The 13,878-nt window shown below is 71.4% G+C and carries 10 protein-coding genes; 4 read left to right on the forward strand and 6 right to left on the reverse strand.

Translation table 11 applies throughout. The features are described from left to right. Window positions 1-7: 7 nt before the first annotated feature. The 4 genes from OG562_RS40770 to OG562_RS40785 form a co-directional block, all read right to left on the reverse strand. Window positions 8-2,056 (reverse strand): beta-galactosidase, encoded by a 2,049-nt coding sequence (locus OG562_RS40770; protein WP_266407068.1) that lies wholly within the window; start codon window positions 2,054-2,056, stop codon window positions 8-10. Window positions 2,057-2,142: 86 nt separating this feature from the next. Further along, a complete protein-coding gene (locus OG562_RS40775) occupies window positions 2,143-3,480 on the reverse strand; it encodes an ABC transporter substrate-binding protein (protein ID WP_266407071.1) in 1,338 nt (445 codons plus the stop codon). Between the two features lie 101 nt (window positions 3,481-3,581). After that, on the reverse strand, window positions 3,582-4,529 hold the full coding sequence (locus tag OG562_RS40780) for a carbohydrate ABC transporter permease (protein WP_266407074.1): 948 nt from the start codon (window positions 4,527-4,529) through the stop codon (window positions 3,582-3,584). A gap of 3 nt (window positions 4,530-4,532) precedes the next feature. Further along, window positions 4,533-5,459 (reverse strand): carbohydrate ABC transporter permease, encoded by a 927-nt coding sequence (locus tag OG562_RS40785; RefSeq protein ID WP_266407076.1) that lies wholly within the window; start codon window positions 5,457-5,459, stop codon window positions 4,533-4,535. Between the two features lie 238 nt (window positions 5,460-5,697). Between OG562_RS40785 and OG562_RS40790 the strand changes: the two genes are divergently transcribed. Beyond that, window positions 5,698-6,741, forward strand: a complete 1,044-nt coding sequence (locus OG562_RS40790) for a LacI family DNA-binding transcriptional regulator (RefSeq protein ID WP_266407078.1) — start codon at window positions 5,698-5,700, stop codon at window positions 6,739-6,741. Between the two features lie 353 nt (window positions 6,742-7,094). On the opposite strand, the gene OG562_RS40795 is transcribed toward OG562_RS40790, so the two are convergent. Next, window positions 7,095-7,763, reverse strand: coding sequence for a lysophospholipid acyltransferase family protein (locus OG562_RS40795; protein WP_266407080.1), 669 nt, complete (start codon window positions 7,761-7,763; stop codon window positions 7,095-7,097). A gap of 251 nt (window positions 7,764-8,014) precedes the next feature. Here OG562_RS40795 and pgm point away from each other — a divergent pair, with 251 nt between their 5' ends. The 3 genes from pgm to OG562_RS40810 all read left to right on the forward strand — a co-directional run bounded on the left by pgm (window position 8,015) and on the right by OG562_RS40810 (window position 12,226). After that, on the forward strand, window positions 8,015-9,655 hold the full coding sequence (gene pgm / locus OG562_RS40800; RefSeq protein ID WP_266407083.1) for a phosphoglucomutase (alpha-D-glucose-1,6-bisphosphate-dependent): 1,641 nt from the start codon (window positions 8,015-8,017) through the stop codon (window positions 9,653-9,655). A gap of 163 nt (window positions 9,656-9,818) precedes the next feature. Then, window positions 9,819-10,727 carry a PP2C family protein-serine/threonine phosphatase gene (locus tag OG562_RS40805; protein ID WP_266407086.1) on the forward strand — a complete coding sequence of 303 codons (909 nt, stop codon included), beginning with the start codon at window positions 9,819-9,821 and terminating at the stop codon, window positions 10,725-10,727. Window positions 10,728-11,227: 500 nt separating this feature from the next. After that, window positions 11,228-12,226, forward strand: a complete 999-nt coding sequence (locus OG562_RS40810; protein WP_266407088.1) for an MASE1 domain-containing protein — start codon at window positions 11,228-11,230, stop codon at window positions 12,224-12,226. A gap of 35 nt (window positions 12,227-12,261) precedes the next feature. On the opposite strand, the gene OG562_RS40815 is transcribed toward OG562_RS40810, so the two are convergent. Then, the gene (locus OG562_RS40815) at window positions 12,262-13,830 is read right to left on the reverse strand and encodes a hypothetical protein (protein ID WP_266407090.1); all 1,569 of its coding nucleotides are present in this window, start codon (window positions 13,828-13,830) and stop codon (window positions 12,262-12,264) included. Window positions 13,831-13,878: the final 48 nt, after the last annotated feature.

The following is a 13,878-nucleotide window of genomic DNA, read 5'->3' on the forward strand; positions in this document are numbered from 1 at the left end:
GCGGGCCTCAGCCGGCGGGCTGCCTCAGTACGGCGACGTCCCGCGGCCCGAGGACGAGGGCGCCGTCCGGGCCGCCGTCCCCGAGCAGGACCTCACCGGTCAGGCCGGTCACGGGCACGGTCTGGTCGGTGCGGTTCACGAGGAACAGGAACCGTTCCCCGTCGCCGCGCCGCACGGTCAGCTCTACCGATCCCCGCACGTCCGCCGGGAGTTCGCTGCGCACCCCGGCCGGCTCCAGCAGCCTCGGCAGCAGCGAGCGCAGCCCGTCGACGCCGAGCCGGGTGGAGACGTACGAGGCCGAACCGGCGCCCGTGGTGCGCCGGGTGATCGCGGGACGGCCGGCGTGCACCCCGGTGCGGTAGCGGGCCAGGACCTCGGTGTCGGAGTCGTCGGTGACGGTGATCCGGTCGGTCCACAGGCTGCCCGTGGTCGCGTCGTCCAGCTCCACGCTCTCGCCGACGAGCAGCGGCCCGAACTCCTCGATGCGCAGGCCGAGCAGCTCGCGCAGGGCGCCCGGGTAGCCGCCCAGCCAGACGTGGTCGTTCTCGTCGACGACCCCGGAGAAGTACGTGGTGACGAGATGGCCGCCCTGCTCGGCGTAGCGCGTGAGCTCCTTGGCGAGCTCGGCGGGCACGACGTGCAGCACGGGCGCGATCAGGACCTGGTGGCGGGAGAGGTCGGCGCGGGTGGTGACGAGGTCGGCGCGCACGCCCAGGGCGAGGAGCGCCGAGTACCAGTCGAGCGCCTCCTGCCGGTAGTCGAGCAGGGAGGTGGGATGGGAGTCCTGCTCGCTCGCCCACCACGACTCCCAGTCGTAGAGGATGCCGACGGCCGCCGACTCCCGCTGCGAACCGGCCACCGGGGCCAGGGTCTTGAGCGTGGCGCCGAGGTCGGCCACCGCGCGGAACAGGTCGCTGTCCCGGCCGGCGTGCGGGACCATCGCCGAGTGGTACTTCTCGGCGCCGGCCGCCGACTGCCGCCACTGGAAGAAGCACACCGCGTCCGCGCCGTGCGCCACGTGCAGCAGCGAGTCCCGGGCCAGATCGCCGGGGTGCTTCGCCACGTTGACGGGCTGCCAGTTGACGGCGCTGGTGGAGTGCTCCATCAGGAACCACGGGCGGCCGGCCGCGATGCCGCTGACCAGGTTCGCGGAGAAGGACAGCTCGTCGCGGTCCTGCGGGCCGGGGTGGACGTAGTGGTCGTTGGAGACGAAGTCGATCTCGCTCGCCCAGTCCGGGTAGTTCATGCCCTTGGTGCCGCCCATCACCATGAAGTTGGTGGTGACCGGAACCCCGGGCGTGATCTCCCGCAGGATCTCCCGCTCGGCTATGAGATGGTCCTTGAGCACGTCCGAGGAGAAGCGCTTGAAGTCCAGCTGCTGGGTCGGGTTGGGGTGCGAGGCGGCCAGCCGCGGCGGCAGCAGCTGCTCCCAGTCGCTGTAGCGCTGCGACCAGAACGCCGTCCCCCAGGCGTGGTTGAGGGCGTCGAGCGTGCCGTAGCGGGCGCGCAGCCAGACGCGGAAGGCGCGGGCCGCGTCGTCGGAGTAGTCGTAGATGTTGTGGCAGCCCAGCTCGTTGGAGACATGCCAGGCGACCAGCGCGGGGTGGTCCTTGTAGCGGTTCGCCAGCTCCCGGACCAGGCGCAGGGCGTGCTCGCGGAAGACGGGCGAGGTGGGCCGCCAGTGCTGGCGCGCCCCCGGCCACACCGTCTCGCCGTTCGCCGTCACCGGCAGGATCTCCGGGTGGGCGGTGGTCAGCCACGGCGGCGGGGAGGCGGTGGCGGTGGCCAGGTCGACCCCGATCCCGCCCGCGTGCAGCAGGTCCATGATCTCGTCGAGCCAGTCGAAGTCCCAGGTGTCCGGCCCCGGTTGGATACGGGCCCAGGAGAAGATCGCCACGGAGACGACGTTCACCCCGGCCTCCCGCATCAGCCGGACGTCCTCCTCCCACACGTCCCGAGGCCACTGCTCGGGGTTGTAGTCGGCGCCGTAGGCCAGACGTGGGGTGGAGTCACCGTCCGCCCCGCGCCACGGGCGGGACTGGAGGGTGGAGATCATGGCGGTCCTTCCGAAGGGGTGGTGCACGGGGGCGGCGCGGCCCGGGTGCCGCGCCGCCCGGCGTCTCTGCTACTGCCTGCCGAGTGCTACTTCTCGACGGTGAAGCCCTGCTCCTCGCCGTACTTGACCGAGGCGTCCTGCCAGGCCTTCAGACCCTCCGCCAGCGTGGTGCCGGAGACATAGGCCTTGCCGACGGTGTCGTTGAAGATCGAGTTGGCGTACGGCTGGAAGGGCAGGTACGACCAGTCGTCGGCGACGTTGGCCGCGGACTGGGCGAAGATCTCGTTGGCCTTCTGGCCGCCGAAGTACGGGAACTCCTTGCCGAGGAACGTGGAGGACTGCAGCTCCGCGTTGGTCGCCGGGAAGGCGCCCTCCTTCACCCGGGTGGCCACGCCGTCACCGGCGTTGGCGTACTCGACGAAGGCGTAGGCCAGTTCCTTGTTCTTGCTCAGTGCGGGCACGGCCAGCGAGCTGCCGCCGTTCTCCGCGCTCGCCTTGTCGCCCGCGGTCCAGGCCGGCAGGGCGGCCGCGCGCCAGTCGCCGGAGGCGTTCGGCACACCGGTGATGAAGTTGGCGGGCATCCAGGCGCCGGTGGCCAGGGTGGCGATGGTGCCGTCGCCCAGACCCTTGTACCAGTCGTCGGTCCAGCCGTTGATCGGGGAGAGGAGCTTCTCGTCGATCAGCTTCTGCCACACGGCCTCGAACTTCTTGGCGCCCGCGTCGGCGAAGTCGATCTTCACCTTGGTGCCGTCGACCTGGTAGGGGCGCGAACCGGCCTGCCACAGCATGCTGGTGGTGAAGCCCGCGTCACCGGCGTCGTTGGCGATGTAGGCCTTCGGGTCGGCCTTGTGCAGCTTGCGGGCCGCGTCCAGGTACTCGTCCCAGGTGGTCGGGACGGCGATCTTGTACTTGTCGAAGACCTTCTTGTTGTAGAACAGCGCCATCGGACCGGAGTCCATCGGCAGGCCGTAGACCTTGTCACCGTCGTTCACGGCGTTCCACGGGCCAGGCGTGTACTTCGACTTGAGCTTGTCGGCGCCGTACGGGGCCAGGTCGGCCAGACCCTTGGTGAGGGCGTACTGGCCCAGCGCGAAGTACTCGACCTGCGCGACGTCGGGCACGCCCTTGCCGGCGGATATGGCGTTCGACAGGGCGGTGTAGTGCTTGTCGCCCGACCGCTCGCTGACCAGGTTGATCTTGACCTTGGGGTACTTCTTCTGGAAGTCGGCGGCGACCGTCTTCAGCGTGGGCTCCCAGGCCCAGACATTGACCGTGCCGCCCTTCTTCAGGGCCGCCTGGATGTCCCCGGCGGAGACCGCCTTGGTGTCGGAGCTGTCGTCCGAGCCGCCGCAGGCGGTGGCGCCGAGGGCGAGGGTCGAAAGGAGGGCGAGGCCGCGCAGCAGGCGGCTGGTCTTTCTGCGCATGAAGGTGCTTCCACTTCTTCGTGGGTGGGACAGGTGAGGGTGGGGGTTGCGCAAACGCGGGCTGAACGTGGGGCTTGGGGGCGGCCGGTGGGCCGCGGGGGTCACTCCTTGACGCTTCCGGCGGCGAGACCCGACTGCCAGTACTTCTGCAGGAACAGGAACGCGGCGATCAGCGGCAGGATGGTGAGCAGGGACCCGGTGATGACGAGGTTGAAGATCACGTCACCGCCGATGGTCTCCGCCTGGGAGTTCCAGACGCTCAGGCCCAGGGTCAGCGGATACCAGTCCGAGTCCTTGAGCATGATCAGCGGCAGGAAGTAGTTGTTCCAGGTGGCGACCGTGGTGAACAGCAGCACGGTCACGATGCCGGGGGCGAGCAGCGGGAGGGCGACCGTGAAGAAGGTGCGCGCCTCGCCGGCCCCGTCGATCCGGGCGGCCTCGAGGAGTTCGGTGGGAATGGCCTCGGTGGCGAAGACCCACATCAGATAGAGGCCGAACGGCGACACCAGCGAGGGGATGATGACCGCCCACGGGGTGTCGGTCAGGCCCATCTTGCTGAACATCAGGAAGGTGGGCACCGCCAGGGCCGTGCCGGGCACCGCCACCGCGCCGATCACCGTGGCGAAGATGCCCCGCTTGCCGGGGAAGTCGAACTTCGCCAGCGCGTAGCCGCCCAGGACCGCGAGGAGCGTGGCGCCGCCGGCGCCGAGCACCACGTACAGCAGGGTGTTCAGGAGCCAGCGCGTGAACACGCCGTCGTCGTACGTGAACGTGTCGTGGATGTTGCTCCACAGGGCGAAGTCGTGGGCGAACCACAGCCCGTTCGAATCGGCCAGGCCCGACTGGGTCTTGGTGGCGTTGATGGCCAGCCAGATCAGCGGGACCACGGTGTAGAGGACCACCAGCGAGCTCAGCGCGGTCAGCAGCTTGCTGCGCTTGGGCCGCCCCGGAGTGTGCTTGCGCGATCCGCGCAGACGCGGCGCGCTCCTGCCGGCTCCGACGGGCTTGGCGGGTGCGGCGGGGGAGGAGGTGGTGAGAGGGCTGCTCATCGGTCACGCTCCCTTGCGCATGCCGCGCAGCTGCACGATGTAGGCGATCACCATCGTGATGAGACCCATGATGATGGCCACCGTCGCGGAGTAGTTGTGCTGCTGGCCGTTGAAGGACAGCGAGTACGTGTAGAAGTTCGGGGTGTAGTCCGTGGTGATGGCGTTGCGCGCCACCGGCCGCAGGATGTTCGGCTCGTTGAAGAGCTGGAAGCTGCCGATGATGGAGAAGATCGTCGCGATGACCAGGGCGCCGCGGATCGCGGGCAGCTTGATCGCGCTGATCACCCGGAGCTGACCGGCGCCGTCGATCTCCGCAGCCTCGTAGAGGGAGTTGGGGATGACACGCAGCGCCGAGTAGAAGATCAGCATGTTGTAGCCGACGAACTCCCAGGTGACGATGTTGCCGATGGACGCCAGCACCAGGTCGGGGGAGAGCGGGTCGGGCAGGGTGACGTCGAACGCGCTGTTGATGTCGCCCACCAGGCCGTACTTGGTGCCGTACATGAAGCCCCACATCAGGGTGGCGACCACGGCGGGCACGGCGTACGGCAGGAAGATCGTGATGCGGAAGAAGCTCTTGCCGTAGAGCCGTCCGCTGTCCAGGGCCAGGGCCACCAGCAGGGCGATGCCCAGCATGATCGGCACCTGGACCACGAGGAAGAGCGCCACCCGGCCGACGGAGGCCCAGAACTGGTCGTCCTGGAAAGCCTGCGTGTAGTTGTCCAGGCCGACGAAGGTGGTGCCGCCGATGAGCTGGTCGCGGTAGAGGCTCAGATAGATCGAGTAGCCGATCGGAGCCAGGAAGACCAGGGCGAACACGGCCACGAAGGGACCGATGAAACCCCACCCCGCCCAGGAGCGTCGGTCCCGTTTCGCCGGAGGAGGTGCCGGCCGCGGCTCGGCGGCCGCCGGCGGTTGCAGCGTCGTCATGTCGTTCCTCGCTCGTCCAGTCCTGGAGCAGGCACGGTGTTGCGCGGAGATTTCCGGACACCGCATCGCCCCATGATGTTTACGCAAACATCAGCCACGCAAGAGGCTCGGTGAACTGTTATGTTTACGTAAACATCTGATGGCGGCATGTCTACACTGCCCCGATAACGAAGGTCAAGGGTCCTCTGAGGAGACCGTGGCACCTGCGCCGACAGAGAGATGGGCACACGGAGTGGACATGGCTGAAAGAATCCCAGCGAAGGTGCCGAGACGCCCTCGGGCCACCGCCTCCATGGCGGACGTGGCCCGGCTCGCGGGCGTCTCCTCCCAGACCGTCTCCCGGGTCTCCAACGGTTACGTCGGTGTGAACGAGGAGACCCGGCAGCAGGTGCTCGACGCCATGAAGGAGCTCGGCTACCGGCCCAACAGCGCCGCCCGCGCCCTCAAACGCGGGGAGTTCCGCACCATCGGCGTCATCACCTTCACGCTGTCCACCACCGGCAACGTCCGCACCCTCGAGGCGATCGCCACCTCCGCCGCCCTGGAGGGGTACGCGGTCACGCTGCTGCCGGTCGCCGTGCCGACCGAGGACGAGGTGCGCGGCGCGTTCTCCCGGCTCGAGGAACTCGCCGTCGACGGGGTCATCGTCATCATGGAGGTGCACCTGCTGGACTCGGCGACCGTCGAGCTGCCGCCGCACGTCCAGGTCGTGGTCGTGGACTCCGACGCCGGCGACCGGTACACGGTCGTCGACACCGACCAGGCCGGCGGCTCGCGCACCGCCGTCCAGCATCTGCTCGACCTCGGGCACCCCACGGTCTGGCACCTGGGCGGTCCGGAGGGCTCGTTCGCGGCGCAGCGCCGTACGGACGCCTGGCGGGCGGCCCTCGTCGAGGCGGGCCGCACCCCGCCGCCCCTCGTCCGGGGCGACTGGTCCGCGGAGTCCGGCTACCACGCCGGCCTCGAGCTCGCCGCCCTCGAGGACTGCACGGCCGTCTTCGCGGCCAACGACCAGATGGCCCTGGGCCTGCTGCGCGCCCTGCACGAACGCGGGCGGCGGGTGCCCGAGGACGTCAGTGTCATCGGCTTCGACGACATCCCCGAGGCGGGCTCCTTCCTGCCCCCGCTCACCACCGTCCACCAGGACTTCGCCGAGGTCGGCCGCCTCTGCGTCCGGGCGGTGCTGCGCAAGATGCGCCAGGTCGGCCCGGAACGCGGGACGACGCTGGTGCCCACCCGCCTGGAGGTACGGGCGAGTACGGCGCCGCCGTCCGGGGGGTGATGCCGGCGAGGGGGCGTGGTCGCGGGCCGGGGGCGGGGACGTGCGGCCGTCGGGGCCGGAAGCGGCAGGCGCCGGTGAGTGCGGCGCCGCCCTGGGGCTCGTCGGCGGGCGACGGGGCGCGGGCGGGCGTGGGGTGCCGGCGTCGCCGCGTGGGGCCGGTGGGCTGATCGGGCGTGGGTGAGTGCGGCGCCGGCTTGGGGCTTGTCGGCGACCCGGCGGCCCGGCGACCCGGCGGCCCGGCGGGTCCCGGTGGGCGTGGTGTCGTCGGCGGAGGCCCGGCAGCGCGTGAGCGGTTGCGGGCGGGGTGCCGTGCCGTCGTCCGGAGGACGGCACGGCGGGGGGCTAATTCGGGGTTACTTCGGAGGGTGGGCGAGGGCCTTCTCGCCCGCCGCGCGGACCGCGGTGCGCCAGGCCTCGGTGACGGCTGTGCGGGCGGCCGCCGTACCCCGCTCCGTCTCCGCGGGCAGGCGCAGCGGTGCGCCGATGTGGACATGGCAGCGGGGGCGGCGCAGCGGGGCCGTGAGGACGCCGGCCACCTGCTTGGCGGGCGAACCCGAGGAGATCCGCCGGGCGCCGGCATGGCCCACCGGCACCACCAGCGCGCCGGACGCCTGGGCGAGCCGGGCCAGGCCGGTGCGGAACGGCTCCGGGGCGCCCGGGGCCGCGTCCTTGCGCCGGGGGAGGCCTCCCTCGCCGTACAGCAGGACGTGCCGGCCGCCCGCGAGCGCCTCGGCGGCGGCGTCGAGGGAGAGGGCCGCATGGGCTGTACGGCGGTGCACGGGGATGTGTCCGCCGCGGGTCAGCGCCCGGCCGAGCAGCGGTACGCGCCACAGTCCCGCGGTCGCCATGACCACCGGTTCCAGGTCCAGCCGGCGCAGGGCGGTCAGGACGACGGCCGGGTCGGCCATGGAGTCGTGGTTGGCGACGAAGATGCTCCCCACGGGCAGGCGCAGCTTGATCTCACTGGTGACGGTGAGCCGCCCGAAGAACGGAGTCAGAGCGAAGACAGCACGGCTGAACACGAAGAGGCCTCTCTGGGAGATCCGGGAAGGACGATCCGGCCCCCAGTGTCGGGGGCGGCGGGCGGTTCGCACCTGAGTACGGGTACTCAGCCTCGCGTGCTCATGTGTCTGCACAGCCCGGGTGTCCTCACAGCCCGGACGGAACAGGCCAGTTGCCGAGCCCTCGGCGGTACCCGCACTCGCGTCCGGTCGCCGGGGCAGGAGAAGATGGACCGGAAGTCAGTGGTCAACCGATGCGGAGGAGCGGGCACATGCAGCACGAGCGAGCGGGCAGGACGGCCGGCCCCGAGGATCTCGTCGACGTCGCCCGGCTGGTCACCGCGTACTACGCGCTGCACCCCGACCCGGCCGACCCGGCGCAGCGCGTGGCGTTCGGCACCTCGGGACACCGTGGATCGTCCCTGAACACGGCGTTCAACGAGGACCACATCGCCGCCACCAGCCAGGCCATCTGCGAGTACCGCACCGCCCAGGGCACCGAAGGACCGCTCTTCCTCGGCGCCGACTCCCACGCCCTGTCCGAGCCCGCCCGGGTCACCGCCCTCGAGGTGTTCGCGGCCAACGACGTCACGGTGCTCATCGACAGCGCCGACGGATACACGCCCACCCCGGCCGTCTCGCACGCCATCCTCACCCACAACCGCGGTCGCACCGCCGGCCTCGCCGACGGCGTGGTGGTCACCCCCTCGCACAACCCGCCCGCCGACGGCGGCTTCAAGTACAACCCGCCCAGCGGCGGACCCGCGGGCTCCGACGCCACCTCCTGGATCCAGGACCGGGCCAACGCCATCATCGCGGGCGGCCTGAAGGACGTACGGCGGATCCCCTACGTCCGGGCGCTCGCCGCCCCCGGCACCGGCCGCCACGACTTCCTCGGCGCGTACGTCGCCGACCTCCCGAACGTCCTGGACCTGGACGCCATCCGCGCCGCGGGCGTCCGGATCGGCGCCGACCCGCTGGGCGGGGCCTCCGTCGCCTACTGGGGCCGGATCGCCGAGCAGCACCGCCTCGACCTGACCGTGGTCAACCCGCTCACCGACCCCACCTGGCGTTTCATGACGCTCGACTGGGACGGCAAGATCCGCATGGACTGCTCGTCGCCCTACGCGATGGCCTCCCTCATCGACCAGCGCGACCGGTTCGACATCGCCACGGGCAACGACGCCGACGCCGACCGGCACGGCATCGTCACCCCCGACGCGGGCCTGATGAACCCCAACCACTACCTGGCCGCCGCCATCGCCTACCTCTACGCCCACCGCGAGCAGTGGCCCGCCGGCGCCGGCATCGGCAAGACGCTGGTGTCGTCCTCGATGATCGACCGGGTCGCCGCCGACCTCGGGCGACGGCTGGTCGAGGTGCCCGTCGGGTTCAAGTGGTTCGTGGACGGGCTGGTCGACGGCTCCCTCGGCTTCGGAGGCGAGGAGTCGGCAGGGGCGTCCTTCCTGCGCCGCGACGGCTCCGTCTGGACCACGGACAAGGACGGCATCATCCTGGCGCTGCTCGCCTCCGAGATCACGGCGGTCACCGGGAAGACGCCCTCCGCGCACTACACCGCGCTCACCGACCGCTTCGGCGCGCCCGCGTACGCCCGGATCGACGCCCCCGCGACCCGCGAGGAGAAGGCGCTGCTCGCGAAGCTCTCGCCCGCGCAGGTCACCGCCGACCGCCTGGCCGGCGAGGCGGTCACCGGCGTGCTCACCGAGGCCCCGGGCAACGGCGCGGCCATCGGCGGCATCAAGGTGACCACCGCCAACGCCTGGTTCGCGGCCCGCCCCTCGGGCACCGAGGACGTCTACAAGATCTACGGCGAGTCGTTCCTCGGCGCGGACCACCTCCGCGAGGTCCAGGCGGAGGCCAAGGACGTGGTGCGGGCGGCCCTCGGCGGCTGAGGGGGCGGGTCGCTCGCTGGTCGGGCTGGTCGGTCGGTGGGTCGCTCGTTCGTCGGGGCGCGCCTCGGGGTCGCTATCATCCTCTAGAGATAAAATATGAGGTTTGCCTGATTTCGCCGCCGTCCCGCCTGCCGTCCCGTCTGACGTCCCGCCGGAGTGATCCATGTCCCGCAAGCGTCCCCTGGAGGACGGCGACGAGCTGCTGGCCAGACTCGGCTCACTGACCGCCCAGGCGCGCGAGCGCGCGGAGCTGCAGCGCTCCCGCGTCGAGCTGGCGCTCGCCCTCCAGCGCGGCATGCTGCCCAGGGACCTGCCCGTGGCCCCCGGATACCGCCTGGCCGTCCAGTACGCGCCCGCCTGCTACGGCCTCAACGTGGGCGGGGACTGGTACGACGCCTTCACGATGCCCGACGGCCGCATCGGCCTGTCCATCGGCGACGTCCAGGGCCACAACATAGAGGCGACCGCGTTCATGGGGCAGGTCCGGGTCGGACTGCGCGCCCTCGCCTCCGTCACCGGCGAGCCCGGCGAACTCCTCGCCCGCACCAACGACCTGCTCCTCTCCCTGGGCAGTGACCTCTTCGCCACCTGCACCTTCATGCGGCTCGATCCGGCCACCGGGGTCCTGGAGAGCGCCCGGGCCGGACACATCCCCTGTGTCTGGGCCACGGCGGACGGCAAGTCCGGCATCGCCGAGGACGAGGGCGGGCCGCCCCTCGGCGTCGCCGCGGGCATGGACTACCCCGTCACCCGCTACCGGCTCACCCAGGGCGGAGTGTTCGTCCTGCTCACGGACGGGGTCGTGGAGGGGCCCTCCCTCAGCGTCGACGAGGGCCTCGACCAGGTCGTACGGCTCGCGGGCATCGCCGCCGTCGCGGGCCTGGAGGTCGGCTCGCTGGCCGCCGCCGTGATCAAGGGCGCCGAGCGCGTGGGGCACGAGGACGACGCGGCCGTCCTGGTGGTGGGCCACGACGGGCTGGTCCGGGACAGGCGGCAGCTCATCGACAGAGCCGGGCTCGGGCTCGTGGGGCACGGCGGCGCGGGCGCCGATCGAGGCCCTCGGGGCCGGTGACAGGCCACGGGGGCAGCGGTAGCCCTCCGGGCCGTCGACAGCCTCCGGGCGGCGATAGCTCTCAGGTCGGGCGACAGCACCCAGAGCAGGGCCGGCCGTAGCCCTCCGGGCCAGCGGGAGTCCCTGAGAGGCGGCGACGGCCGCGCAGGCCGGCCGGAGTCCGCAGGGGCTGCCAGAGTCCCCGAGAGGCGCGGCGACAGCCGCCAGGCCGGCCGTAGCCCTTAGGGGCAGCCGGGGTCCCTGAGAGGCGGCGACGGCCGCGCAGGCCAGCCGGAGTCCGCGGGGCCAGCCGGAGTCGCAGTGGCGGAGACAGCCGCGCAGGCCAGCTAGAGCCTCCCGGGGGGCAGGGGTGGTCCCAGGATCGGCCGCAGCCCCCGGGGGCGGCCGCAGCCTCGCGATCAGCCGCCGCCCCCCAGGGTCGGCCATAGGAGGTCGGGGCATAGGCCATAGGGCCGGTCGGCAGGGTTCTCGCCTCGCCGTCAGCGCCGGGGCGGTGTCTGATGGCTGCTGTGGTGGGTACCCCGGATCTGCGTCGATCGGCCGTCGTCGCCCTCCAGACGTCGGCCGTCGCCCTCGGCTACTACGCGGCCGGGCGACTGGGGCTCGTGCGGCAGCTCGTCGTCGAGGGAGCGGTCTTCACGCCCATCTGGCCGCCCACCGGGGTGGCGGTGGCCTGTCTGCTGATCTTCGGGATCCGCTGCTGGGCGGGCATCGCCCTCGGGATCCTCCTCGTCGTCATGTCGATCACCTCGCTCCGCCCCCTGGTGATCTTCAATGTGATCGGCAACACCGCCGCTCCCGTCTGCGCGTACCTCCTGCTGCGCAGGGTGGGCTTCCGCAACGACCTCGCCCGTTTACGGGACGGTCTCGCGCTGGTCTTCCTCGCCGCCCTCACCGCCATGCTGCTCAGCGCGACGATCGGCGTCGGCCTCCTCGTGCTCACCGACAAGCTCGCCGCGCACAGCTTCTGGCCGGTCTGGCTGGCCTGGTGGGTGGGCGACGCGATGGGCGTGCTGATCGTCACCCCGGTCCTGCTCCTGCTCTACGCGGCCTACGTGGCGCGTCCGCCCCTGCGCCTGACCCGCTGGAAGGAGGCCACGGCCCTCGCCCTCATCGCCTGCTTCCTCGTCCCGCTGGCCACCCAGAGCCCGGTCAGCATGCTCTTCCTGGTCTATCCGCTGCTGATCTGGGGAGCGCTGCGCTTCGAGCTCGCCGGCAGCATGCTGTGCGCGCTCTTCATGTCTGTCATGGCGACGATCGCCGCGACGGACCAGGTCGGCCCGTTCGAACGGCTCACCCGCGTCGAAGTGATGATCAAGCTTCAGGCGTTCAACGGAACGATGGCCCTGACCGCCCTGCTCCTCTCAGCCGTGATCACCGAGCAGCGCAACACCAGACGTTCGGTGGAACGCGCCTGCCAGGAGCTGGTCGAGGTCCTGGAACACCTCACCGCGGGGGACCAGCCCCTCGGCCGCCCGACGAAGGAGGCCGAGAGCTGACCCGGAGGGTCCTGAACCGGACGGCGCCGAGCAGGTCACCCGAGGGAGCCCGTCCCGAGGCTCTGTGTCGTGTAGGCGCACTCCGTGTAGATGTAGCCGGACCGCAGCTTGGCCGTGTCCGAGGCGGGCGAGTCGAGGCTGTCGCTCTTCGGCTTGTGCAGGAAGTACGTGGTGCCGGCCGGCAGGCTGAGCGTGCGCTGCGGATAGTTCTTGCCATCGCTGCACGGCTCGAACCCGGGCGTGATGGTGCGGATCGCGGAGTACGCCTTGCAGCTGCCGCAGCCCTTGAGCGTGAAGCTGCCGGTGACCGGACCCGTGTACATGACGGTGACCTCGTCGGGGCTGTCGTTCTGGACCGTGACCGAGATGCTGCCGCCGGTGCGGGTCGTGGGCAGCTTCTTGCCGGCGGCGGGCACCGTCTGCGCTATCTCCGCCGCGATCGCGATCTTCTTCGCCAGGGGCGTGTTCTTGGCGCTCTTGTGGTCCGAGGCGTACGTGGTCATGGTCGTCTGCGCCTCTTCGAAGTCACCGTCCTTGTACTGGTCCACCCCGCAGGTGTACGTGCCCGCGTCGGCGCTGTCCGTGGCCCGCTGGGAGTCCTTGGCGAGCGCGGCGACGATGCCCGCCTTCTCGCCGGGCAGGGTGTCGATCTGGGTGGAGAGAGAGGTCAGCTGGTCGACCGCCGCGCAGGGCTCGGCTCCGCGCAGGTCCTTCTCGGCCGTGGTCACGGCGGAGCCCACGGCCGGCTCGACCTTCGCGGCCTGGTCCGAGTCGGGGAAGGTCGTCAGCAGCACGCCGAACTGCTCCGCCCAGGTCGACTCGCCCCCCTTGAGCCCGTCGGACGCGCACGCGTACAGCGAGGTGGCCAGGCGGTCGTCGGGCCAGGTCGCCAGCTCCCCGAGGTCCTTGCGGGGCAGGCTCTTGGGGACCGTGCGCAGATAGGTCAGCGGGGCTATCGCCGTGCAGTAGTCGCCCTGCGCGTACGCGGCCCCGACCGTCGTGTAGAAGGTCCTCATCCGGGAGGGCACCCGAGCGGCCGCCCGTGAGTCGGGGTGGTCGGCCCGCAGGTCCGCGTAGGCCTTGAGCGCCTTGCGGTAGTCGTCCTGGCCCGCGGTGAAGGACTGCTCGCCGGCCGCCGCCACCAGCTGGTCGGCCTCGTCGAGCCGCTTGAGGAGCATCTGCTCCACCGCCTCGTCCCGCGCGTCGTCGTACAGCACGACGCCCCCGGCCGGCACCACGAGCAGGAGCAGTCCCAGCCCGAGGGCGAGCGGCGCGGGCCGGGGCCAGGCCACCGGGGTGCGCAGGCCCACGCGCGCGCCGTGCGCGGCCGCCAGGACGAGGAACACGACGTACAGGAGGAGCGCGAACACCGGGACGCCGTCCGGGTCGGCGGGCAGGGCGACGAACAGCAGGACGGCGGTGGCGGCCCAGCACAGCGCGGTCAGGGCCCAGCGGCGCGTGAGCGCGTAACCCAGGCCCAGGCCACTGAGGTTGAGCACCGCGACCGCGACGGCCCGCACCCCGTCGGCGGGGGCCTGCGGCGGGGCCGTCGGCATCGGTGGAGCGTAGTTGAAGTCGTATCTGCCGTACTGGTCCCCGGACATGGTGGCCTCCCCCGTGAACAGCGCCCCCACGACGCTGATTTGTCAGTG

Source organism: Streptomyces sp. NBC_01275 (assembly GCF_026340655.1).
Taxonomy (GTDB): Bacteria; Actinomycetota; Actinomycetes; order Streptomycetales; family Streptomycetaceae; genus Streptomyces.